Here is a 23,522-nt window from a genome sequence, read left to right on the forward strand (position 1 = left end):
CTTTCGATATTAGAAACGGAAGTGAGAGAATGCTTTGTTGGCTTCAGCCATGCGGTGTACTTCTTCACGTTTTTTCAACGCACCGCCACGGCCTTCAGCCGCATCAATCAATTCGCCTGCCAAACGCAGATCCATAGATTTCTCACCACGTTTACGGGCCGCATCACGAACCCAACGCATTGCCAAAGCCAGACGACGTGAAGGACGAACTTCAACAGGAACTTGGTAGTTTGCACCACCTACACGGCGGCTTTTCACTTCCACGATAGGTTTGGCGTTTGCAATGGCTTCGTTAAATACTTCGATTGCTGCTTTGCCGGTTTTTTTCTCAATTTGCTCCAGGGCACCGTAAACGATACGTTCTGCAACAGATTTTTTACCGTCAATCATCAATACGTTCATGAATTTAGTCAGCTCGACGCTGCCGAATTTAGGATCTGGCAGTACGTCGCGCTTAGGGACTTCTCTACGTCTTGGCATTTTAATTTCCTTTAATCTATTCAGTCGGGTCAATTCCCATGAATACCCAATTGAGTATTCACTTACTCGGCCGTTGTTCAGCTTAGGCGGCCGACGTGCCTATTTGAGTCCCTATAATTATTTAGGACGCTTAGCACCGTATTTGGAACGGGCTTGTTTACGGTCTTTAACACCTGCAGTATCCAAAGAACCGCGTACAGTGTGGTAACGCACACCCGGCAAGTCTTTTACACGGCCGCCGCGAATCAGTACGACGCTGTGCTCTTGCAGGTTGTGGCCTTCGCCGCCGATGTATGAAATGACTTCAAAACCGTTGGTCAGGCGGACTTTACATACTTTACGCAATGCAGAGTTAGGTTTTTTAGGGGTAGTCGTGTATACACGGGTGCACACGCCGCGTTTTTGCGGGCAGGCTTCCAGTGCGGGCACTTTGTTTACGTACACAGGCTTTTGACGGCCTTTGCGTACCAATTGGTTGATAGTTGGCATATTTTCTCGTCCTGTTGAGTTAAATACTTGCCGACACCATGTCGGCAAGAGTGGAATTATATTTTTATTGCAAACACTTAGTCAAGCAAAACATTGTTCCCGTTTTATTATTTTTCTTTTTCCGGATAAAGGCTTAAGCCTGCACAATCCATGTAAAATGCCGTCTGAAGCCTTCAGACGGCATTTTAGGCAAACGATTGTTACCAAACGGTACTTTCCATTTCATCGGTCGGGCGCATTTCATCTTCGATGGTCGATTTGATGGACTTGCTTCAACCGGGAGATAATGGCTTTATCTGCCAGATCAATGAAGGGGATAATAACAACATCTCCTTCTATGACTCTCCCTCCAATGAGCTATTTGCAGAAATCGAAAAACTAAAATTAATCATAAGCCATCAAAAAGAATTAATCCTGCATAAAGACCAAATGCTGCAACAGAAAACCGATGAAAATGTGCTGTTGAAAGAATTGGTAAGCAGCCTGCGTTCCAAATCAATACGAATGCCGTCTGAAAGAAAAACCGCAGGCTCAAGGCTTGCGGTTTTTTTTATTGAATGAACGCGCCGAAGATTATTCATCCGTTACTTGGGTTTCAGCAGTCTCCTGCCCTACCTCTTGCCATTGTTGATGGCGGCTGCGGTGGTAAGTCAAACCGGTACCGGCAGGAATCAGACGGCCGACGATGACGTTCTCTTTCAGACCGCGCAGCTCGTCTTGTTTGCCCATAATCGCGGCTTCGGTCAGGACGCGGGTCGTTTCTTGGAACGATGCGGCGGAAATGAAGCTGTCGGTGGACAGGGAGGCTTTGGTAATACCCAGCAATACGTTTTCGTAACGTGCCGGTTCTTTGCCTTCTTCCAAAGCTTTTTCATTGGCAGCCATCACATCGCCGCGTTCGACCTGCTCTCCGGTAATGAAGCCGGTTTCGCCGGCATCCGCAATGTTCACACGGCGCAACATTTGACGGATGATGACTTCGATGTGTTTGTCGGAAATCTTCACACCTTGCAGGCGGTAAACCTCTTGCACCTCTTGGACAATGTAGCGTGCCAGTGCTTCGATACCTTGCAGACGCAGAATATCGTGCGGATCGACCGCGCCGTCCACAATGGTTTCGCCTCGGTTTACCACTTGACCGTCGTGTACCAAAATCTGTTTCTCTTTGGAAATCAGGGTTTCGTATGCCACACCGTCCACGTCGGTAATAATCAGACGCTGTTTGCCTTTGGTTTCTTTACCGAAGGAAACGGTACCGGTAATTTCCGCCAACATACCTGCATCTTTCGGCACGCGTGCTTCAAACAACTCGGCAACGCGCGGCAGACCGCCGGTAATGTCGCGGGTTTTGGAAGAGGCTTGCGGGATACGCGCCAATACGTCGCCTTTACCGATTTCCTGACCTTCGCGTACGGTAATCACTGCGCCCACTGGGAACGCCATAGATACCGGAGTAGAAGTACCCGGGATGCAGATTTCCAAACCGTTTTCGTCCAAGAGTTTCACAGTCGGACGCAGCAGTTTGGATGCGCTGCCGGAACGGCGTTTACCGTCAATCACTACCAAAGTGGACAAACCGGTTACATCATCGGTTTGTTTGGCAACGGTAACACCCTCTTCCACGTTTTCGAATTTCACCATACCTGCGTGTTCGGTAATCATCGGACGGGTATGCGGATCCCAAGTTGCCAAGGTTTGACCGGCTTTGATGGCCATACCGTCTTGTACCAGCAGGATGGCACCGTAAGGTACTTTGTGGCGTTCACGTTCACGGCCGATATCGTCATGAATCACGACTTCGCAAGAACGGCCGATGACAACCAATTCGCCTTTGTTGTTGGCGACATAACGCATTTGGCTGCTGAATCGTGCCGTACCGTTGGATTTGGCTTCAACTTGGCTGGCTGCCGCCGCACGGGATGCCGCACCGCCGATGTGGAACGTACGCATGGTCAACTGGGTACCCGGTTCACCGATTGATTGTGCAGCAATCACACCGACTGCCTCACCGGCGTTAACCAGTTTGCCGCGTGCCAAGTCACGACCGTAACAGTGCGCACACAAACCGTGACGGGTTTTACAAGTAATCGGCGTACGGACTTTGACTTCATCGACACCGGATTGGTCAATCATATCCACCAGTTTTTCAGTCAACAACGTACCGGCTTCAACCAATGTTTCGCCGCTTGACGGATCGACAACGTCAGAAGCAGTAACACGGCCCAAAATACGATCGCGCAATGCTTCAATCACATCACCGCCTTGTACGACTGCCTTCATGACAAAGCCGTCTGAAGTGCCGCAATCGTCTTCAACAACGACCAAGTCTTGGGTTACGTCTACCAGACGACGGGTCAGGTAACCGGAGTTCGCGGTTTTCAATGCGGTATCCGCCAAACCTTTACGCGCACCGTGGGTCGCAATAAAGTATTGCAACACGGTCAGACCTTCGCGGAAGTTTGAGGTAATCGGCGTTTCAATAATCGATCCGTCAGGTTTCGCCATCAAACCGCGCATACCGGACAACTGTTTGATCTGAGCCGCAGAACCGCGGGCACCGGAGTCCGCCATCATATAAATGGAGTTGAATGACTCTTGATCGACTTCGTTGCCGTCACGGTCGATAACTTTTTGTTTGGACAAGTTATCCATCATCGCTTTAGCGATTTTATCGCCGGCACGACCCCAAATATCCACTACTTTGTTGTAGCGTTCGCCGTTGGTCACCAAACCTTGACGGTATTGGTCTTCGATTTCTTTAACTTCGGCATTAGCCTCGACCAGCAAGGCTGCTTTTTCTTTTGGAATTTCCATATCGTCAACGGCAATGGAAATACCGCCTTTTGCCGCAAATCCGAAACCGGTGTACATCAGGTGATCGGCAAAGATAACCGTATCGCGCAAGCCGCACAGGCGGAACGATGCGTTAATCAGCTTGGAAATTTCTTTTTTCTTCAATGCCTTGTTGACATACTCAAACGGCAGGCCTTTCGGCAGGATTTCGCTCAACAATGCGCGGCCGACGGTTGTTTCGTAACGGTTAACGACAGGCTCGAATTCTCCGGCTTCGTTTTTCACCCATTCGCGCAGACGTACGGTGATTTTCGTACCCAGCTCGACCTGTTTGGTATGGTATGCACGATGCACTTCTTTCACATCGGCAAACAGGCTGCCTTCGCCTTTGGCATTGATGCGGTCGCGGGTCATGTAGTACAGACCCAATACGATATCTTGAGAAGGTACGATGATTGGTTCGCCGTTGGCCGGAGACAATACGTTGTTTGAAGCCAGCATCAGGGTGCGCGCTTCCATTTGCGCTTCCAAGCTCAATGGAACGTGTACCGCCATTTGGTCACCGTCAAAGTCGGCATTAAATGCGGCACACACCAATGGGTGCAACTGAATCGCTTTACCTTCGATCAGAATAGGCTCAAACGCTTGAATACCCAAACGGTGCAGGGTTGGTGCACGGTTCAGCATAATCGGATGTTCGCGGATGACTTCTTCCAAGATGTCCCATACTTCAGGTACTTCTTGCTCTACCAATTTTTTCGCAGCTTTAACGGTAGAAGCCAAACCTTGTTTTTCCAATTTGTGGAAAATGAACGGTTTGAACAGTTCCAACGCCATTTTTTTCGGCAGACCGCATTGGTGCAGGCGCAGGTATGGGCCTACGGTAATCACGGAACGACCTGAATAGTCCACACGTTTACCCAGCAGGTTTTGACGGAAACGGCCGCCTTTACCTTTAATCATATCTGCCAATGATTTCAACGGACGTTTGTTGGCACCGGTCATGGCTTTACCGCGACGGCCGTTATCCAACAGAGAGTCGACCGCTTCTTGCAACATACGTTTTTCGTTACGAACGATGATGTCGGGCGCGTGCAGTTCCAACAGACGTTTCAGACGGTTGTTGCGGTTGATGACGCGACGGTACAAATCGTTCAAATCGGAAGTGGCAAAACGACCGCCATCCAATGGAACCAACGGACGCAAATCAGGCGGCAATACCGGCAGCACGTCCATAATCATCCATTCCAGCTTCATACCGGAACGGTGGAAGGCTTCCAATACTTTCAAACGTTTGGCGATTTTTTTGATTTTGGTGTCGGATCCGGTCGATTCCAACTCTTGGCGCAGGATTTCGATTTCGCCCGCCACATTCAAGGTACGCAGCAATTCGCGGATACCTTCCGCACCCATTTTGGCATCGAAGTCGTCGCCGTATTCGTCCAGTTTGTTGTAGTAATCGTCTTCAGTCAGCAATTGGCGGCGTTGCAGCGGAGTCATACCGGGGTCGGTTACCACAAATGCTTCAAAGTACAATACGCGCTCGATGTCGCGCAAAGTCATGTCCAGTACCATACCCAAGCGGGAAGGCAGGGATTTCAAGAACCAAATATGGGCAACCGGTGCGGCCAATTCAATGTGGCCCATGCGTTCGCGGCGCACTTTGGACAGGGTCACTTCTACGCCGCATTTTTCACAGGTTACGCCTTTAAATTTCAAGCGTTTGTATTTTCCGCACAAGCATTCGTAGTCTTTGACCGGACCAAAGATTTTGGCGCAGAACAAACCGTCACGCTCAGGTTTGAACGTACGATAGTTGATGGTTTCGGGCTTTTTAACTTCGCCGTAAGACCATGAGCGGATGGTTTCGGGAGAGGCAATACCGATTTTGATGGCATCAAACTCTTCTTCCATGCCGGCAGTTTGCAACGGATTAAATAAATTCAACAAATTCATTTTTGCTCCTTGAAGGAAGTATTTTTACCGCGTGGCGGATTTTCGATATGGATAGAGGTACAGTGTTTTCAGACGGCATTTCGTTTTTAAACATTGTCGGCTGCCCCGCATACCTGCAGAACAGCTCCCCTTATGCCGTCTGAAACCCGTATCAGTAGCGTTCCAAATCGATATCCAAGCCCAGTGAGCGAATCTCTTTGACCAATACGTTGAAGGACTCGGGCATACCGGCATCGATTTTGTGTTCGCCTTTGACGATGTTTTCGTACATTTTGGTACGGCCGTTCACGTCGTCAGACTTCACAGTCAGCATCTCTTGCAGCGTGTAGGCTGCGCCGTATGCTTCCAGTGCCCAAACCTCCATCTCACCGAAACGTTGGCCGCCGAACTGGGCTTTACCGCCCAAAGGCTGCTGGGTAACCAGACTGTACGGGCCGGTAGAACGGGCGTGCATTTTTTCGTCAACCAAGTGGTGCAGTTTCAGATAGTGCATCACACCGACTGTTACCTTGCGGTCAAACGGTTCGCCAGAGCGTCCGTCATACAGCGTGATTTGGGTTTTGCTGTCGTTGAAGCCCAATTTTTCAACTTCAGGATCATCGCTCGGATAAGCCAAATTCAACATTTCGCGGATTTCAGACTCTTTCGCACCGTCGAATACAGGAGAGGCGAAAGATGCGCCTTTGCGCAGGTTGGAAGCCAATTCGATGATTTCTTCATCTGTCAGGCTGTCCAAATCTTCTTTCTTACCGCTGCCGTTGTAGAGTTTGTTCAAGAACTCGCGCAGCTCGCCGGCTTTGCGTTGCTCTTTCAGCATACGGTCGATGCGTTCGCCGATACCTTTTGCCGCCCAACCCAAGTGAACTTCCAAAATCTGACCGATGTTCATACGGGAAGGTACGCCCAACGGGTTCAGTACGATGTCTACCGGACGGCCGTCAGCCATGTACGGCATGTCTTCCACAGGCAGAATGCGCGATACCACACCTTTGTTACCGTGGCGGCCCGCCATTTTGTCCCCGGCTTGCAGACGGCGTTTGATGGCGATAAATACTTTCACCATTTTTTGTACGCCCGGTTGCAGCTCGTCGCCCTGGGTCAGTTTTTTCTTCTTGATCTCATACAACTCATCCGCTTCTTCGCGTTTTTGTTGCAGGCTCAATTTAATCAGTTCCAACTGCTTGGCCAAATCTTCGTCAGCCAGACGGATATCGAACCAATCGTGCTTGCTAGGCAAACCTGCCAGATATTCAGTCGTGATTTCACTGCCTTTAGCCAGCTTCATCGGGCCGCCGTTGGCTTTCTGACCGACAATCATACGCTCGATACGGTCGAATGCGTCGTTGTCGAAAATACGCAACTGGTCGCTCAAATCCAAACGGTAGCGTTTCAACTCGGAATCGATAATGGATTGGGCGCGTTTGTCGCGTTGGATGCCTTCGCGGGTAAAGACTTGAACGTCGATAACCGTACCGCTCATACCGGTAGGCATACGCAATGAAGTATCTTTTACGTCAGACGCTTTTTCGCCGAAGATGGCGCGCAGCAGTTTTTCTTCAGGAGTCAGTTGGGTTTCGCCTTTGGGCGTTACTTTGCCTACCAGCACATCGCCGGCTTCTACTTCTGCACCGATATATACGATGCCGGATTCATCCAAACGGTTTTGCATACGCTCGGACAAGTTCGGAATATCGCGGGTAATATCTTCCGCGCCCAGCTTGGTATCGCGGGCAACGACATTCAATTCCTCAATGTGAATCGAAGTGTAACGATCATCCGCAGCCACTTTTTCTGAAATCAGAATCGAGTCTTCATAGTTGTAACCGTTCCATGGCATGAAGGCGATGGTCATGTTTTGACCCAAAGCCAATTCGCCCAAGTCGGTGGACGCGCCGTCGGCCACCAAGTCGCCGCGTTGCAACACGTCGCCTGCTTTTACAGCCGGACGTTGGTTGATGTTGGTAGATTGGTTAGAACGGGTGAATTTAACCAAGTTGTAAATATCGACACCCACTTCGCCGGCAGTCGCTTCATCATCATGAACACGAACGACGACGCGGTTGGCATCTACATACTCAACCACACCACCTCGGCGGGCAACGATTGCAGTAGCAGAGTCAACGGCAACGGAACGCTCGATACCGGTACCGACCATCGGTTTTTCAGGACGCAGGCAAGGCACTGCCTGACGTTGCATGTTGGCACCCATCAATGCGCGGTTCGCATCATCGTGTTCCAAGAACGGAATCAGGGATGCCGCAACGGATACCACCTGGCCGGTTGCCACGTCCATATATTGGACGCGGTCGGGCGTTGCCATAATGGTTTCGCCTTTTTCACGACAGGTAACCAAATCGCCAATCAGATTGCCGTCTGAATCCAAATCGGCATTCGCCTGTGCAATCACATAGCAGCCTTCTTCGATGGCAGACAAGTAATCGATTTCTTCGGTTACTTTACCATCAACAACACGGCGGTAAGGGGTTTCCAAGAAACCGTAATCATTAGTACGCGCATAAACGGACAATGAGTTGATCAAACCGATGTTCGGACCCTCAGGTGTTTCAATCGGACATACGCGGCCGTAGTGGGTCGGATGCACGTCCCGCACCTCAAAGCCTGCACGTTCGCGGGTCAAACCGCCCGGACCCAACGCAGATACACGGCGTTTATGGGTTACTTCAGACAATGGGTTGGTCTGATCCATAAATTGGCTCAATTGGCTGGAGCCGAAGAATTCTTTAATCGCGGCAGAAACAGGTTTCGCATTAATCAAGTCGTGCGGCATCAAGTTTTCGGATTCTGCTTGGTTCAAACGCTCTTTAACTGCACGTTCCACACGGGCCAAACCACTGCGGAATTGGTTTTCAGTCAACTCACCCACGGAACGAACACGACGGTTGCCCAAGTGGTCGATATCGTCCACTTCGCCGTGACCGTTACGCAGCTCGACCAAAGTCGCAATCGAGGCGACAATATCTTCGACGCTCAGGACATAGCCGCCTTTTTCGGCAGCACCGGCAAACGTTTCGTTCAACAGGCGGCCGTACCAAGAGTTTTGTTGCGCTTCGGACAGTTTTTGTTCGTATGTGCGCGTATTAAATTTCATACGGCCTACGCGGGACAAATCGTAGCTGTCTTCACTGAAGAACAAGCGGTTAAACAATTGCTCGACCGCCTCTTCGGTAGGCGGTTCGCCCGGACGCATCATACGGTAAATCGCAACACGCGCCGCCTGCCGGCCGGCAGTCTCATCCGTGCGCAAAGTGTTGGAGATATAAGCACCCTGATCCAGCTCATTGATATAAAGGGTCGTAATTTCTTTTACGCCGTTGATATCAAATTTGGCCAACAACTCTTCTGTAATTTCATCATTGGCAGAAGCCAATACCTCGCCGGTTTCCGAATCAATCAAATCGGCAGCCAATGCTTTGCCCAGCAGGCTTTCCGGTTCTACATCCAAACGGGTCAGGCCTGCATTGGCAATATCACGGATATTTTTCGCAGTAATGCGCTTACCTTTGGCAACCAATACGTTGCCTTCTTTATCCAAGATATCGACTTTGGCAGTTTCGCCTTTCAGACGGCCTGCGACCAAATCGGTTTGAACACCGTTTGAAGACAAATAGAACGTTTCTTTGTCGTAGAAAATATCCAAGATTTGCTCATTGCCGTAGCCCAAAGCCTTCAACAAAATCGTTACCGGCATTTTACGGCGGCGGTCGATACGGAAATACAGCAAATCTTTCGGGTCAAATTCAAAATCCAACCATGAACCGCGGTAGGGAATGATACGGGCGGAGAATAACAATTTGCCGGAAGAGTGCGTCTTACCTTTGTCATGCTCGAAAAACACACCGGGCGAACGGTGCAACTGAGAAACAATCACACGCTCTGTGCCGTTAATCACAAAAGAACCGCTCGGGGTCATCAACGGAATTTCACCCATATACACTTCGTTTTCACGAACTTCTTTGACAGTCGGCTTAGATGCTTCTTTATCCAAAATCACCAAACGGATACGCGCGCGCAAGGGGGCTGCATAAGTGATTCCGCGCAACTGACATTCGGGAATATCGAACAAAGGCTCGCCCAATGTGTAATGCACAAACTCCAATCGCGCATAACCATTATGGCTCACAATCGGGAAAATAGAATTAAATGCCGCCTGAAGACCGTCATCGGTACGTTTGTCAAAAGCATTTTCCAGCTGCAAAAATTTCGCATAAGAATCAATTTGGGTTGCCAGCAGGAAAGGAACATCCAAGACATTCTCCCGCTTTGCAAAACTCTTGCGGATACGTTTTTTCTCGGTAAACGAATAGCTCATATACACTCCGAAAAGCAATTTTCAATAATAGGCCGTCTGAAAACAACGGTACGCATCAATCTGATATTTACATTTATTTGCAATGATTTGATAAAGACTATGCAAATAAATGTAAACAATACTTAATGCTTATTTTAAGAAGCAAAATAAGGCTGGCAGAAAACTGCCAGCCTTCATAAGAAGCATCAAATTATTTGATTTCGACTTTAGCGCCAGCTTCTTCCAGTTGTTTTTGGATGTCTTCAGCTTCAGCTTTAGAAACACCCTCTTTAATGGTTTTAGGTGCGCCGTCAACGATGTCTTTAGCTTCTTTCAGACCCAAACCGGTAATTGCGCGGACTACTTTAATCACGCCGACTTTTTGATCGCCGGCAGAAGCCAATACTACGTCAAACTCAGTTTTTTCTTCAGCGGCAGCAGCAGGACCAGCAGAACTTGCAACAGCAACAGCAGCAGCAGAAACGCCGAATTTTTCTTCAAAAGCTTTAACCAAGTCGTTTAATTCCATTACGGTCAAAGAACCAACGGCTTCCAAAATGTCTTCTTTAGTAATAGCCATGCTATTTATACTCCAAATATTGTATTAAAAAATAATTGATTAAATGAAACAAAATCGATTAAGCGGCTTCTTCGCCGGCTTTTTTCTCTGCCAAAGCAGCCAAACCGCGCGCAAAGCCAGATACAGGGGCTTGCATAACGAACAACAGTTTGGACAACAGCTCTTCGCGACTTGGAATAGAAGCCAACTCAGCAACCTGAGCAGCGTTCATTACTTCGCCATTGTAAGAACCGGCTTTAACGACAATTTTGTCATCTTTTTTCGCGAATTGGTGCAGCACTTTAGCGGCAGCAACAGCATCTTCAGAAGCAGCGTAAACCAACGGACCGACCATTTGATCGGCCAATTCTGCGAATGAAGTACCTTTCACCGCGCGACGAGCCAGAGTATTTTTCAGAACGCGCAAGTAAACGCCTTCTTTACGCGCATTCGCACGAAGCTCAGTCATACTGGAAACACTGATACCGCGATATTCAGCGACTACGAGGGTTTGAGCGTTAGCAATTGCCGCGCTAATTTCCTCGACTGCCACTTTCTTGGTTTCAATATTGAGACTCAAGGTCTACCTCCCACTGTTTATAAACAGGATACCGAAACGATATCCCACCAGCGCGGTAACCTAAAAAGACATCTTACAAGCAATCTTGCAATGTGTTTCAGGACTACCGTCTGCGTAGGGCAGTTACGATTAAATCTTACGATCCCTACGGTCTTGGACATCTACTTAATTTTAAGTAGCCCAAATTCAGGTAATCCAAAAGACCGGATTACCTGAAAATTTCTTAGTTGTTCACGCTTGCAGTATCAACGCGAACACCCAAACCCATAGTGCTGGATACAGCAACTTTTTTCAGGTACTGACCTTTAGCAGCAGCAGGTTTAGCTTTAACGATAGCATCCAGCAACGCATTGAAGTTTTCTTTCAAGTCAGCTTCAGCGAAAGAAGCACGACCGATGGTTGCATGAACGATACCGGCTTTATCTGTACGGTATTGTACTTGACCTGCTTTTGCATTTTTAACTGCTTCAGCAACGTTAGGAGTAACCGTGCCTACTTTAGGGTTCGGCATCAGACCACGAGGACCCAAAATAGTACCCAACTGACCAACAATACGCATTGCATCAGGAGAAGCAATAACAACGTCAAAGTTCAAGTTACCGGCTTTAATTTCAGCTGCCAGATCTTCAAAACCGACAATATCCGCACCAGCTTCTTTAGCAGCATCTGCATTTGCACCTTGAGTAAATACAGCCACACGGGTTGTTTTACCGGTACCTTTGGGCAGAACAACTGAACCACGGATAACTTGGTCAGATTTACGAGGATCAACACCCAAGTTGAAAGATACATCGACAGATTCGTCAAATTTAGCAGTAGCAGCTTTTTTAACCAAAGCAATTGCTTCGTCGATTGCGTACAGTTTGTTAGCTTCAACAGAAGAGCGCAGAGCTTTCAAGCGTTTAGATACTTTAGCCATTATACAACACCCTCCACATCCAAACCCATTGAGCGAGCAGAGCCGGCAATAGTACGGACAGCCGCATCCAAATCAGCAGCAGTCAAATCAGGCTCTTTAGTTTTAGCAATTTCTTCCAACTGGGCGCGGGTCAGTTTGCCCACTTTGTTAGTCAGAGGATTAGAACTACCTTTTTGCAAACCGGCAGCTTTTTTCAACAAAATAGAAGCCGGCGGGGTTTTCATCACAAAAGTGAATGATTTATCTGCAAATGCAGTAATAACAACCGGAATCGGCAAACCAGGTTCCATACCTTGGGTTGCAGCATTAAATGCCTTACAAAATTCCATAATATTCAGACCACGTTGACCCAAGGCCGGACCAACTGGGGGAGATGGATTGGCTTTACCTGCAGGAATTTGCAGTTTGATGTAGCCGATAATTTTCTTTGCCACTTTTATAGGACTCCTAGAAACGGGTATAACGCGGAACCATTTCCGCTCCCCAAATTAATTTTTAATTTTATCGTTTTAATACTTATTTTTCAAGTATAAAATTAGTTAATCTTCTCAACCTGCCCAAACTCCAGCTCGACAGGCGTTTCACGACCAAATATCTGAACAGATACACGCAACTTGTTCCGCTCATAATTAACTTCATCTACAACACCATTAAAATCAGCAAACGGCCCCTCATTCACACGTATCTGCTGACCGACTTCAAACTCAACTTTTGGTTTGGGTTTCTCAGATCCCGTTTGAACCTGTTGCAAAATAATTTCAGCTTCTCTTTGACTGATAGGCATGGGTTTATTGGCCGTTCCTCCGATAAACCCGGAAACACGGGGCGTACTCTTTACAAGATACCAAGAGTCATCTGTCATTTCCATTTCCACCAATACATACCCCGGATATGACTTCCTTTCACTAATAGTCTTACGACCATTGCGAATATCAACAACTTTCTCTACAGGTACCAAGATTTGTCCGAAATAATCTCCCATCTCTTCACGGGCAATTCGCTCTTCCAATGTTCGTTGGACATTCTTCTCAAACCCCGAATACGCCTGTACAACATACCATTTTTTCGACATCTCAACCTTCCCTTCTCAGCAATACATCAAAAAATAACCATGAAATTGCTGTATCTGCCGCATAGATGAATATGGAAAGCACAGCAACAAACACTATAACAAATACAGTCATTCTGACAGCATCTTCACGCTTAGGCCAAACCACCTTTTTGAATTCGGACCAAGAGTTTGAGAAATATGCAAAAAAACCCTCTTTACCGGGATTAGATGCAGATTCTTTACCTTGAACAACCGGCTGATCCACTTTAACGTTCTTTTTTTCAGGCGTATGCTCTGTCATATTATTTATCCATCATAGCATCTGTCTATTCTCAATCCATGCAAATGGCAAGAGAGTTTACTAAATAACAAATACAAAAAAATTAACCGACACAAGGCCGGTTAATTTTTTATTTGGCAGGCCAAGAGGGTCTCGAACCCCCAACCCTCGGTTTTGGAGACCGATACTCTACCAATTGAGCTATTGGCCTCTAAACTTAAGCAATTACAGAAGAAACCACGCCCGCACCCACGGTACGGCCGCCTTCGCGAATCGCAAAGCGCAGACCTTCTTCCATAGCGATAGGCGCAATCAGTTCTACAGTAATGGTTACGTTCTCACCGGGCATTACCATTTCCACGCCTTCTTCCAAAGTAACCGCGCCGGTTACGTCGGTGGTACGGAAGTAGAATTGCGGACGGTAGTTGGCGAAGAACGGAGTGTGACGACCGCCCTCTTCTTTGCTCAATACATACACTTCTGCTTTGAACTTGGTGTGCGGAGTGATGGTACCCGGTTTGGCTAATACCTGACCGCGTTCCACTTCTTCACGTTTGGTACCGCGCAGCAATACGCCTACGTTGTCGCCTGCCTGACCTTCGTCCAGCAGTTTGCGGAACATCTCGACACCGGTACAGGTGGTTTTTTGGGTTTCTTTCAGACCGACGATTTCGATCTCGTCGCCAACGTGGATGACACCGCGCTCTACACGGCCGGTTACTACCGTACCGCGGCCGGAGATGGAGAATACGTCTTCGATAGGCAGCAGGAACGGTTTGTCCACGGCACGCTCGGGAGTCGGGATGTAGCTGTCCAATGCGGCAGCCAGTTCGAAGATTTTTTCTTCGTAAGCGGCATCGCCTTCCAAAGCTTTCAGTGCGGAACCTTGTACGATTGGGCAGTCGTCGCCTGGGAAGTCGTAGCTTGACAGCAGGTCGCGGATTTCCATTTCAACCAGTTCCAACAGCTCGGCATCGTCGACCATATCGCATTTGTTCATGAATACGATGATGTAAGGTACACCTACTTGGCGGGCCAACAGAATGTGTTCGCGGGTTTGCGGCATAGGGCCGTCGGCGGCGGAACATACCAAGATTGCGCCGTCCATTTGTGCGGCACCGGTAATCATGTTTTTAACGTAGTCGGCGTGACCCGGGCAGTCTACGTGTGCGTAGTGGCGGGTTTCGGTTTCGTATTCTACGTGTGAGGTATTAATGGTAATACCGCGGGCTTTTTCTTCGGGGGCGTTGTCGATTTGGTCGTAAGCTTTTGCAGCACCGCCGAATTTTTTAGCCAAAATAGTAGTCAAAGCAGCAGTCAGGGTGGTTTTACCATGGTCAACGTGACCGATGGTGCCAACGTTTACGTGCGGTTTGCTACGTTCGAATTTTTCCTTAGCCATGGCAATTTCCTATAAGCTTTTAAAAAAGGATGGTTGAATCAGATGGTGCCCATGGGCAGATTTGAACTGCCGACCTCTCCCTTACCAAGGGAGTGCTCTACCCCTGAGCTACATGGGCCTAATTGTTTGGAGCGGGTGAAGGGAATCGAACCCTCACCGTAAGCTTGGAAGGCTTCTGCTCTACCATTGAGCTACACCCGCATTACTCGCTACTGCCCCAAGTAAGAATTTTGGTGGAGGGAGAAGGATTCGAACCTTCGAAGCTTTCGCAACAGATTTACAGTCTGCCCCCTTTGACCGCTCGGGAATCCCTCCAAAAGAGAACGCTAGTTTATTAGCGGCTCGTTTTTCCGTCAAGTTTTTTTTTATTTTATCTTAAAACAGATTTAATATTCTGTTTTCAAATGTAATTTATTTAAACTGAATTATCTTTTCGTATTTTGCCATCAATTCGTCATGGGTTTCGGGGTGTTCTTCGTCAATCAAGATGCAATCGACGGGACAAACCTGCTGGCACTGCGGTTCATCGTAGTGTCCGACGCACTGCGTGCAGAGGTTGGGGTTGATTTCATAAATTTCCTCGCCTTGGGAAATGGCATCATTCGGACATTCGGGTTCGCATACGTCGCAGTTGATGCACTCGTCGGTAATAAAGAGCGACATTTCTTTTCCTTTTCCACTAAATTATCAAAACCGGGCGGGCGCGGATTATAGCACAAGGTTTTTTTGAACCGGACGGTTGCAAACGAATGTTTACAACCTGGAAATGATTATCAAAGCGCATATTATTCAGCCACTTGGAAAACCCTTAATTCAAATGTACTCTGCCCCGATTTCCCCTCCCTATACTCCGCCAGCCAATCGGGAATATCCGGCAGCGTACCCGCCTCGATATAGACATATGCACCGTCATTCAGGCGTGTGCCCAATGCATTGAAAAGACTTTCCCAACTTTGCCACGCAAACGGCGGATCAAGGAAGACGACATCGAATTTCTCTTTTAGGTTTGTCAAATAGGCAATGCCGTCCGAACAGACGGTTTGCACCTGCCCCAAACCCAGTTCGTGACTGTTTTTCTCAAGGGTTTGTACCGTTTGACGGTTGTTGTCTGCAATCACGACCCGTTTTGCATTACGCGAAGCGGCTTCCATACCGAGTGCGCCGCTGCCTCCGAAGAGATCCAAAACCGTTTTGCCCGTCAAATCCTGTCCCAGCCAGTTAAACAGCTTTTCACGCACGCTGTCGGGGGTTGGGCGCAGCCCGTCTGCGGATGCGAAACTCAATTTCCTGCCCCGGCATTGCCCGCCGATAATGCGTACCCGGTTACTGTGTTTGGTATGTTTGCCTGCCGCCATAATCAAAAACCTGTAAGTTCAAACGGTATTATACAAGACCTGTCAAAGAATATGCCGTCTGAAAACTTTTTTCAGACGGCATATCTGTTTAAGCGGTTTCGGTCAGCTTGCGGAGCAGCTCGATTTCTTTGTCTTTTTGTTCCAACATTTCTTTGCAGTGTTTCAATTCCATTTTTAAAAATTCTATTTTCATCGAAACATCACCCGACGCATACAACGCAATATCGCCACCACTATCTCCTTCATTAATCTGCAACACCATCCCGCCGCCGCCAGATTTGAGCAAATCCCACATATCGATTTTGAAAATCTGAGCCAACTGCTCCAAACGCGGGATATTCAACTGCGTCTCACCCCGTTCGATTTTGGCATACCCGCCTGCCGACATCGCCAGCTTTTCCGCCATATCCTCCTGCGACCATTTGTTCAATTCGCGCATCAAGCGGATTTTTTCGTGGGTTTCCATAAGCTGAACTTTCTGTATAGGTAATTGAATTATTGAGATAGATTTTAAACTTCTTCTGGCTGGTTAGGCAATTAACTCTTAGATAAAATTTTTTAATTTTTACAAAAAAGGGGAAAACATGGAATTCCTATCTCTTCACCCTTGGTGGTCTTTTTTTATTATATTAACTATTATCCTTAGCTATATTGGATTCTGTGCACATCTCCACATTCAAAATAGGGCAGTTTTCTTTTATAGCTATCAGGATGTAACTATTGTTTTATTGACGCCTGTCATCCTCATTGCTCTAAGTTTTTTAATTAAAAATAAAGAAATCCTGTCAGCTTGTATCTTATGTATAGCTCTTATTGCATTTTCATGGGCATGGATTATAACCTATCGATCTAATACTAAAAGGTTTTTTATTTCCTTATTGATAGTATGGGAAAATTGTTATTAAGTACTATTATTTGGGCAATTCTCGCCATATCATTTGGCTTAGCTGCAATAATGGGGAATAGCAAGCGTAAAAAATATGAACGACGTAGCCGTCATGCTGAACGTAATCGAAAAGCTTTTATAGGTACGCTATTAGTAGGTTTCGGATTATCAAGAAATTTATTGAATTTATGTTGCCTACACAAGGATTTTTCCACCCCATCTAAAAACATTGAAGTCAATCGCTCTTAAATTTTAAAAGGAAGGGTTCATGATGAAGGATTTAAATTTGAGCAACAGTCTATTCAAAGGCTACAATGACAAACATGGCTTAATGATTTGTGGGTATGAATGGGGCTGGAGTAAAGCCGATGAGGCTGCTTATGTAGCAGGCAAATACAAACTCCCTGAAAATAAAATCGACCATACATTTGCCAATAAATCCCTATATTATGGCGAGCAGGCAAAAAAGTGGCGTTACGACAATACGATAAAAATTTGGTTTGAAATGTGGGGACACCCCTTAGACGAAAATGATTTGGGTGGTGCATTTGAAAAATCCCTGGTGCAAACCAACTGGGCTGCTACTCAGGGTAACAAAATTGACAATCAAAACAAATTTCTCCAGCCCGAACACGTCGATAATTTTCTTTACCATATTGAGAAACTACGTCCGAAATTGATTCTCTTCATGGGAAGCAATCTGACAAATTATCTTAATCGCGCAAATGTATTGCCGCGCTTCGAGCAGCTTGTCGGAAAACAAACTCAACCGCTACGAGTAGTACAAAAAGATTTTAGCGGTACACGTTTCAAGGTCAGATTCCAATCGTTTGAAAATTGCGAAGTCGTTTGTTTTCCACACCCCAGTGCCAGTCGCGGTCTATCGTACGATTACATATCCTTATTTGAACCAGAAATGAATCGTATTTTATCGGACTTTAAAACAGCACGCGGATTCAAATAAACCAATCACAGAAAAGAAAAGGTCGTCTGAAAAATTTTTCAGACGACCTTTTCTCTTTTAAACTGACCTATTCTCACTCTTTCGGCGCAGGCGGTTCAATCTGCTCTTTCCAACCGCATTCTTTTTGCGGACAGACTTTTTCCACGCCCCAGCGTTTGGTGGTTTTGATGGTTAAAACCGGCCAATGGCAGTTCGGGCATTCTTCGGCGATGGGCGGGTTCCAGGTGGCGTAGTTGCAGTCGGGATAGGTGCTGCAACTGTAAAACAGTTTGCCGTAGCGGGATTTGCGCTCGACGAGGTTGCCTTTTTTGCATTGCGGACATTGGACGCCGGTGTCTTTCGGTTTTTCCAGCGGCTCGACGTGTTTGCATTTGGGGTAGTTGGCGCAGCCGATGAATTTGCTGCCGGTGCGGCTGTATTTGTACACCAGCCGTCCGCCGCATTTGGGGCATTCGCGCCCGTCAAGTTCGGCTTGTTCTGCTTCCGCTTTGGCGATGCGTTCGGCAGCTTCTTCGGCGGTTTCGTTGACGTTGCGTGTGTAGCCGCACTCGGGATAGCCGGCACAGGCGACGAAGCGGCCCATTTTGCCGAATTTGATTTGCAGTTTGTGTCCGCCGCATTTCGGGCAGGTTTCGTCAAGTTCCTGCGTGGTGAATTTGGCGCGTTCGATGCCTTCTTTTTCTTCCACTTGTTTAATGAACGGTTTCCAGAATTTGTCCATCACGGGAATCCATTGGCGTTTGCCGTCGGCGATTTCGTCGAGCTGGTCTTCAAGTTTGGCGGTGAAGTGGTAATCGACGTATTGGGCGAAATGTTCGGTCAGGAATTTGTTGACGATGTCGCCTGTGTCTGTGGGCATGAAGCGTTTTTGCTCAAGGGTAACGTATTCGCGGTCTTTGAGCGTGGAAATAATGCTGGCGTAGGTTGAGGGGCGGCCGATGCCGTATTCTTCGAGAGCTTTAACCAGCGTGGCTTCGTTGTAGCGCGGCGGCGGGGTGGTGAAGTGTTGTTCGCCGTAAAGTTTGTCCACGGGCAGTTTGTCGCCTTCGCTCATTTCAGGCAGTTTTTTGCTGTCTTCACTCTCTTCGTCATCGCTGCTTTCTTCGTAAACGCTGAGGAAGCCTGCGAAGGTTTGCACTTGTCCGGTTACGCGGAAGACACCTTTGCCGACGGTAATATCGACGGTGGTTTGGTCGAATTTGGCGGGCATCATCTGACAGGCGACGGTGCGCTGCCAAATCATTTGATAGAGTTTGAACTGGTCTGCACTCAAGAAAGGTTTGACGCTTTCGGGCGTGCGGTACACGGAAGTCGGGCGGATGGCTTCGTGCGCTTCTTGGGCGTTTTTGGATTTGGTTTTGTATTGTTTGGCGGCACTCGGCAGATATTCTTTGCCGATTTTGTTTTCGATGTAATGGCGGATTTCGGTTAAGGCTTCATCCGCCAAATTCACGCTGTCGGTACGCATATAGGTAATCAGACCGATCGCGCCATGCCCTACGTCTATACCTTCGTAAAGCTGCTGGGCGGTACGCATGGTGCGGTCGGTGGTGAAGCCGAGTTTGCGCACGGCATCCTGCTGCATAGTAGAAGTGGTGAACGGTGCGGCGGGATTGCGGCTGCGCTTTTTCTTTTCGATGGCGGTAACGACTGCCTCTTTGCCTTCGAATTCTTTCAATACGCCGGCTTGAGCGGCTTCGTTCGGCAGGTCGAATTGTTCGAGTTTCGCGCCGTTATATTGGGCGAGTTTGGCGGTGAACTTGCTGCGTCCTTTGCGGCTGTCGAGATGCACCGTCCAATATTCCTGCGCTTCAAACGCGCGGATCTCGTTTTCGCGTTCGCAAATCAGACGCAAGGCGGGACTTTGCACACGGCCCGCGCTCAAGCCGCGTCGGATTTTTTTCCATAACAATGGCGAAAGGTTAAAGCCGACCAGATAGTCCAAAGCGCGACGGGCTTGTTGCGCATCGACCAAATCCATTTCGATTTCGCGCGGATGGGCGACGGCATCGAGCACGGCGTTTTTGGTGATTTCGTGGAACACGACACGCTGCGGCTTGATGTTTTTCAGGCCGCGTTTGGATTTGAGGATTTCCAAAAGATGCCAGGAAATGGCTTCGCCTTCCCTATCCGGGTCGGTGGCGAGGTAGATGTTTTCGGCTTCTTTGGCACCGGCGACGATGGCATCGACGTGTTTGGCGTTGCGGCTGATTAGTTGGTATTTCATCGCAAAGCCGTTGTCGGGATCGACCGCGCCGCTTTTGGGGACGAGGTCGCGGACGTGTCCGTAGGATGCAAGGATTTCAAAATCGCCGCCCAAATATTTTTTCAGGGTTTTGGCTTTGGACGGGGATTCGACGATTAATAGGTTTTTCGCCATTTGTCGTTCTCTGGATGGTGGTTTTGATGCCGGCGTTTCAGACGGCCTCGGGCGGGCCGTCTGAAGCCGCTTCAGTTCATCGTAGGTTTGTTGTCGAGTAAAAGCGCGCTCATCAGCTCGTCGCCGACCAACACGGGCAGCTCGCTCTTGTTTGCCCATAAAAGCAGCAGGGTCAGCACTTTGGCGGTATCTATGGTAATTTCGTCGCCCGGAATGTGCATGAGCGCGTGAATGATGATTTCCCGCTGTTCGCAGCTTACGGCTTTTTCTTCAATTAGATACTGCATCAGCCCCATCACTTCCTGCGGCAGGTTGTCGGTTTCTTCTTTGCTGTACACGCGCAATGCGCCGCTGTCGGCAGGTTCGGCGGAAAATTCGGAGCTGTTGAGCAATACTTCCATCATCATCAGGGTGTTGCCGATTTCCATCGTATCGAAACCCGCTTCTTCAAGCAGCATACCCAAGTCTTCGGGCGGCGGACAGGTATCGAAATCTTGGAAATGTTCGATGAGGTAGGCGATGACTTCGGTCATTCGTGTTCCTTAATATAAAGTGCGTTCAAGTTCGGATACGCTGGTATCTGCCGCCGGGCATTGCGGCAACGCTGCCGTCCAGTTCCAATTCCAACAGTGCGGCATACAAATCTGCGGCAGGCATAGCAAGCTGCCCGGCAAGCACGTCGGGATGAACCGGGTCGAAACCCATTTTATCCAGTATGCTGCCGTGGGCTGTGCCGCATGCCGCCCCTTCAGACGGCATTTTGCCTTCAGGCGAAGGCGGCGGGGCGTATGCCGTCTGAACGGCAGTGATGCGCTTTTCAGGCATTCCCTTATTTATAGAATATGATGAAGCACCCGTATTTTGCAATAGCCCCGGGCATTCGTTCAGGATGTCGTCCAAACATTCCGTCAGTTTCGCGCCGTCTTTAATCAGTTTGTGGCAGCCTTTGCTGTGCGGATTGTCTATCGAACCGGGTACCGCCATCACTTCGCGCCCCATTTCTGCCGCCAGGCCGGCGGTAATCAGCGAACCGGATTCCAACGCGGCTTCAACCACCAGCGTAACCTGCGACAGGGCGGCAATCAGACGGTTGCGGCGCGGAAAATTGCCGGCATACGGCCGCGTGCCGATGGGGAACTCGCTGACAATCAATCCTTTTTCGGCGATTTCATAAGCAAGGTTTTTGTTGGCCGGCGGATAAATGCGGTCTATGCCCGTCCCCCACACGGCGATGGTGCCGCCTTCTGCCTGCAACGCACCCTGATGGGCGGCGGTATCGATGCCCGAAGCCATACCCGACACAACGGGAATGCCTTTCCCACCCAACGCCCTGCCGAAATCTTTGGCAATCCGCATGGCCTGCGGCGTGGCATAGCGGCTGCCGACAATGGCGGCGGAAGGCTTGTGCAGCAGCCGCACGTTGCCGCGCAAAAACAAAACCGGCGGCGCGGTCAGCCCCTGCGCCAGCATTTCGGGGAAATCTTCATCCTGAAGCAGCATCAGACGGCATCCGTCCCGCATTTCCCATTCCAACGCCGCTTCTGCCGCCTGCCGCGCCAAGGCGCGTTTTTCCGCATTGCGCCAAGCCTCAAGCGCCTGCTTGTGCCGCACCGCCGGGGCGACCTGTTCCGCCGGTGCGGACAAGGCGTTTGACGCGCTGCCGAAACGGCGCAGCAGCAGCAGGAAACTTTCTGCGCCGATATAGGGTGTAAACGCCAATTGCAGCCACGCGAAACGTTCGTCCTCTGTCATAAAATCCGTCCCCTTACGATTTCAGACGGCATTTGCACCAAATGCCGTCTGAACACAGAAGCCCGCAGCCGGAAAACCGGCCGTCCGGGCCTATTCTTCGGTTTTTTCCCCCGCACGGCGCGAAACGCCGATGCCGAGCTGTTTGAGTTTGCGGTAAAGGTGCGTGCGTTCCAATCCGACTTTCTGCGCCACTTGGCTCATATTCTGACCTTCTTGGGCGATGTGGTACTCGAAATAACGCCGCTCCACCGCCTCCCTCAATTCGCGCAGGGGCAGGTTGAAGTCGAACCCGCACGCCATATGCCCCGTTCCGTCGTCAGGCGCGCCGCGCCCCAGTGCCGAAGAAGCCGCGCCGATACCGATTTCCCGCCCGTCCGCCTCCAGCAGCAGCGTTGTAACGACATTTTGCAACTGCTCGAAATTCCCCGGCCAGTCGTAACGGGACAATACGGCAAGCGCATCTTCACCGAATGCGGCAGGCGTGATTTTTTGGCTTTCCGCCACATTGCAGGCAATCCCCTGTATCAGGAAGGGAATGTCTTCGTGCTGCATACGCAGGGGCGGGATGCGGACGGTCGAATCCGGCGGGAAACCTGCCGCTTTTTCTTCGCCCCCGCCGTCCGAACCCGCCGGCCGGCCGTACGCTGCGACCAGCCTGACGCGGCAGCGTTCCGCCTTGCCGGCGATAAAGGCGATGCCGTCCCGGATGTTGCGTCCGTATCGCGCGATGTCGCCCGCATATAAGACACCGCCTTCCGCCTTTTTCAGCAGCTCCATCGGCATATCGGCCAGATATTCCGCCTTTGCCGGAATGACCCACGGCGTGCCGTTTTTATGGAAATAACGCGCCACGGTTTCAAACGGCGAACCCGCCTCGCCCGTCAGGAGGACGGGGGATGTGCGTTTTGCCGCCGCCCCGACTTCGCGGTTCATTTCCTGAATCGCCGCGCTGCTGCCCAGTTTGTCGAACACGGGACCCTCTTCCGCCTGCGCCGCGCCGTGCTTCAACGCGTTTTCGACCGCAGACAGCAGTTTTTGCAGGGAAATCGGTTTTTCCAAAAAGTCGATCGCACCGATTTTGGTCGCCTCCACGGCGGTATCGATGCTGGCGTGCCCGCTCATCATCACCACCGGCATATTGAGCTGCCCGTTTTTCGACCACTCCTTCAAAAGCGTGATACCGTCGCAATCGGGCATCCAAATATCCAGCAGCACCATCGCCGGGCGCGCCTGATGGCGCAGCTTGCGCGCCTCTTCGGCATTTTCCGCCAATGCGACCGAATAACCTTCGTCCTGCAGGATTTCCGACAGCAGGTCGCGGATGCCGATTTCGTCGTCTACAATTAAAATATCGCTGCTACGCATAA

Annotated in this window: 20 protein-coding genes and 4 tRNA genes; 2 read left to right on the forward strand and 22 right to left on the reverse strand. The window is 49.4% G+C overall.

Annotation, left to right across the window (positions count from 1 at the left end):
- Positions 1 to 9: 9 nt before the first annotated feature.
- Positions 10 to 480 (reverse strand): 30S ribosomal protein S7, encoded by a 471-nt coding sequence (gene rpsG, locus FGL10_RS08865; protein WP_002242159.1) that lies wholly within the window; start codon positions 478 to 480, stop codon positions 10 to 12.
- Between the two features lie 117 nt (positions 481 to 597).
- Positions 598 to 969: a 30S ribosomal protein S12 gene (gene rpsL / locus FGL10_RS08870; protein WP_002218431.1), complete on the reverse strand. Its 372-nt coding sequence runs from the start codon at positions 967 to 969 to the stop codon at positions 598 to 600.
- Positions 970 to 1,230: 261 nt separating this feature from the next.
- Here rpsL and FGL10_RS08875 point away from each other — a divergent pair, with 261 nt between their 5' ends.
- Positions 1,231 to 1,530: a hypothetical protein gene (locus FGL10_RS08875; RefSeq protein WP_232043742.1), complete on the forward strand. Its 300-nt coding sequence runs from the start codon at positions 1,231 to 1,233 to the stop codon at positions 1,528 to 1,530.
- A gap of 12 nt (positions 1,531 to 1,542) precedes the next feature.
- On the opposite strand, the gene rpoC is transcribed toward FGL10_RS08875, so the two are convergent.
- The 16 genes from rpoC to FGL10_RS08960 form a co-directional block, all read right to left on the reverse strand.
- Positions 1,543 to 5,718, reverse strand: a complete 4,176-nt coding sequence (rpoC, locus tag FGL10_RS08880; RefSeq protein WP_036475234.1) for a DNA-directed RNA polymerase subunit beta' — start codon at positions 5,716 to 5,718, stop codon at positions 1,543 to 1,545.
- Positions 5,719 to 5,869: 151 nt separating this feature from the next.
- Positions 5,870 to 10,048, reverse strand: a complete 4,179-nt coding sequence (gene rpoB, locus FGL10_RS08885) for a DNA-directed RNA polymerase subunit beta (RefSeq protein ID WP_036475237.1) — start codon at positions 10,046 to 10,048, stop codon at positions 5,870 to 5,872.
- Positions 10,049 to 10,238: 190 nt separating this feature from the next.
- Positions 10,239 to 10,607, reverse strand: coding sequence for a 50S ribosomal protein L7/L12 (gene rplL / locus FGL10_RS08890; RefSeq protein WP_003711144.1), 369 nt, complete (start codon positions 10,605 to 10,607; stop codon positions 10,239 to 10,241).
- Between the two features lie 58 nt (positions 10,608 to 10,665).
- Positions 10,666 to 11,166 carry a 50S ribosomal protein L10 gene (rplJ, locus tag FGL10_RS08895; RefSeq protein ID WP_003711143.1) on the reverse strand — a complete coding sequence of 167 codons (501 nt, stop codon included), beginning with the start codon at positions 11,164 to 11,166 and terminating at the stop codon, positions 10,666 to 10,668.
- 223 nt (positions 11,167 to 11,389) lie between these two features.
- Positions 11,390 to 12,085 carry a 50S ribosomal protein L1 gene (rplA, locus tag FGL10_RS08905; RefSeq protein WP_003677918.1) on the reverse strand — a complete coding sequence of 232 codons (696 nt, stop codon included), beginning with the start codon at positions 12,083 to 12,085 and terminating at the stop codon, positions 11,390 to 11,392.
- On the reverse strand, positions 12,085 to 12,519 hold the full coding sequence (gene rplK, locus FGL10_RS08910) for a 50S ribosomal protein L11 (protein ID WP_002220151.1): 435 nt from the start codon (positions 12,517 to 12,519) through the stop codon (positions 12,085 to 12,087). Before rplK ends, rplA begins: the two co-directional genes overlap by 1 nt.
- A 101-nt stretch (positions 12,520 to 12,620) precedes the next feature.
- The gene (nusG, locus tag FGL10_RS08915) at positions 12,621 to 13,157 is read right to left on the reverse strand and encodes a transcription termination/antitermination protein NusG (RefSeq protein WP_003711142.1); all 537 of its coding nucleotides are present in this window, start codon (positions 13,155 to 13,157) and stop codon (positions 12,621 to 12,623) included.
- A gap of 1 nt (position 13,158) precedes the next feature.
- Positions 13,159 to 13,437 carry a preprotein translocase subunit SecE gene (gene secE / locus FGL10_RS08920; RefSeq protein ID WP_003711141.1) on the reverse strand — a complete coding sequence of 93 codons (279 nt, stop codon included), beginning with the start codon at positions 13,435 to 13,437 and terminating at the stop codon, positions 13,159 to 13,161.
- Between the two features lie 114 nt (positions 13,438 to 13,551).
- Positions 13,552 to 13,627, reverse strand: a tRNA-Trp gene (locus FGL10_RS08925).
- A 6-nt stretch (positions 13,628 to 13,633) separates the two neighbouring features.
- A complete protein-coding gene (tuf, locus tag FGL10_RS08930) occupies positions 13,634 to 14,818 on the reverse strand; it encodes an elongation factor Tu (RefSeq protein ID WP_036475232.1) in 1,185 nt (394 codons plus the stop codon).
- A 43-nt stretch (positions 14,819 to 14,861) separates the two neighbouring features.
- A tRNA-Thr gene (locus FGL10_RS08935) sits at positions 14,862 to 14,936 on the reverse strand.
- 9 nt (positions 14,937 to 14,945) lie between these two features.
- Positions 14,946 to 15,019: transfer RNA gene (locus FGL10_RS08940), tRNA-Gly, on the reverse strand.
- A gap of 30 nt (positions 15,020 to 15,049) precedes the next feature.
- A tRNA-Tyr gene (locus tag FGL10_RS08945) sits at positions 15,050 to 15,133 on the reverse strand.
- A gap of 96 nt (positions 15,134 to 15,229) precedes the next feature.
- Positions 15,230 to 15,481, reverse strand: coding sequence for a YfhL family 4Fe-4S dicluster ferredoxin (locus tag FGL10_RS08950; RefSeq protein WP_002215364.1), 252 nt, complete (start codon positions 15,479 to 15,481; stop codon positions 15,230 to 15,232).
- 122 nt (positions 15,482 to 15,603) lie between these two features.
- On the reverse strand, positions 15,604 to 16,173 hold the full coding sequence (gene rsmD / locus FGL10_RS08955) for a 16S rRNA (guanine(966)-N(2))-methyltransferase RsmD (protein WP_003707120.1): 570 nt from the start codon (positions 16,171 to 16,173) through the stop codon (positions 15,604 to 15,606).
- A gap of 88 nt (positions 16,174 to 16,261) precedes the next feature.
- Positions 16,262 to 16,639 (reverse strand): helix-turn-helix domain-containing protein, encoded by a 378-nt coding sequence (locus FGL10_RS08960; RefSeq protein WP_003707118.1) that lies wholly within the window; start codon positions 16,637 to 16,639, stop codon positions 16,262 to 16,264.
- 688 nt (positions 16,640 to 17,327) lie between these two features.
- Here FGL10_RS08960 and FGL10_RS08970 point away from each other — a divergent pair.
- A complete protein-coding gene (locus tag FGL10_RS08970) occupies positions 17,328 to 18,023 on the forward strand; it encodes a hypothetical protein (protein ID WP_003707116.1) in 696 nt (231 codons plus the stop codon).
- A gap of 73 nt (positions 18,024 to 18,096) precedes the next feature.
- On the opposite strand, the gene topA is transcribed toward FGL10_RS08970, so the two are convergent.
- From topA to FGL10_RS08990, 4 genes are all read right to left on the reverse strand, one after another.
- Entirely contained in the window at positions 18,097 to 20,403 is a 2,307-nt protein-coding gene (gene topA / locus FGL10_RS08975; protein ID WP_003707115.1) for a type I DNA topoisomerase, read from the reverse strand.
- A 71-nt stretch (positions 20,404 to 20,474) separates the two neighbouring features.
- On the reverse strand, positions 20,475 to 20,936 hold the full coding sequence (locus tag FGL10_RS08980) for a Smg family protein (RefSeq protein WP_003707113.1): 462 nt from the start codon (positions 20,934 to 20,936) through the stop codon (positions 20,475 to 20,477).
- Between the two features lie 25 nt (positions 20,937 to 20,961).
- Positions 20,962 to 22,155 (reverse strand): DNA-processing protein DprA, encoded by a 1,194-nt coding sequence (dprA, locus tag FGL10_RS08985; RefSeq protein ID WP_003707112.1) that lies wholly within the window; start codon positions 22,153 to 22,155, stop codon positions 20,962 to 20,964.
- Between the two features lie 90 nt (positions 22,156 to 22,245).
- The gene (locus FGL10_RS08990; RefSeq protein WP_003707108.1) at positions 22,246 to 23,520 is read right to left on the reverse strand and encodes a sigma-54-dependent transcriptional regulator; all 1,275 of its coding nucleotides are present in this window, start codon (positions 23,518 to 23,520) and stop codon (positions 22,246 to 22,248) included.
- Positions 23,521 to 23,522: the final 2 nt, after the last annotated feature.

It is taken from the genome of Neisseria lactamica (genome assembly GCF_901482445.1).
Classification (GTDB): domain Bacteria; phylum Pseudomonadota; class Gammaproteobacteria; order Burkholderiales; family Neisseriaceae; genus Neisseria; species Neisseria lactamica.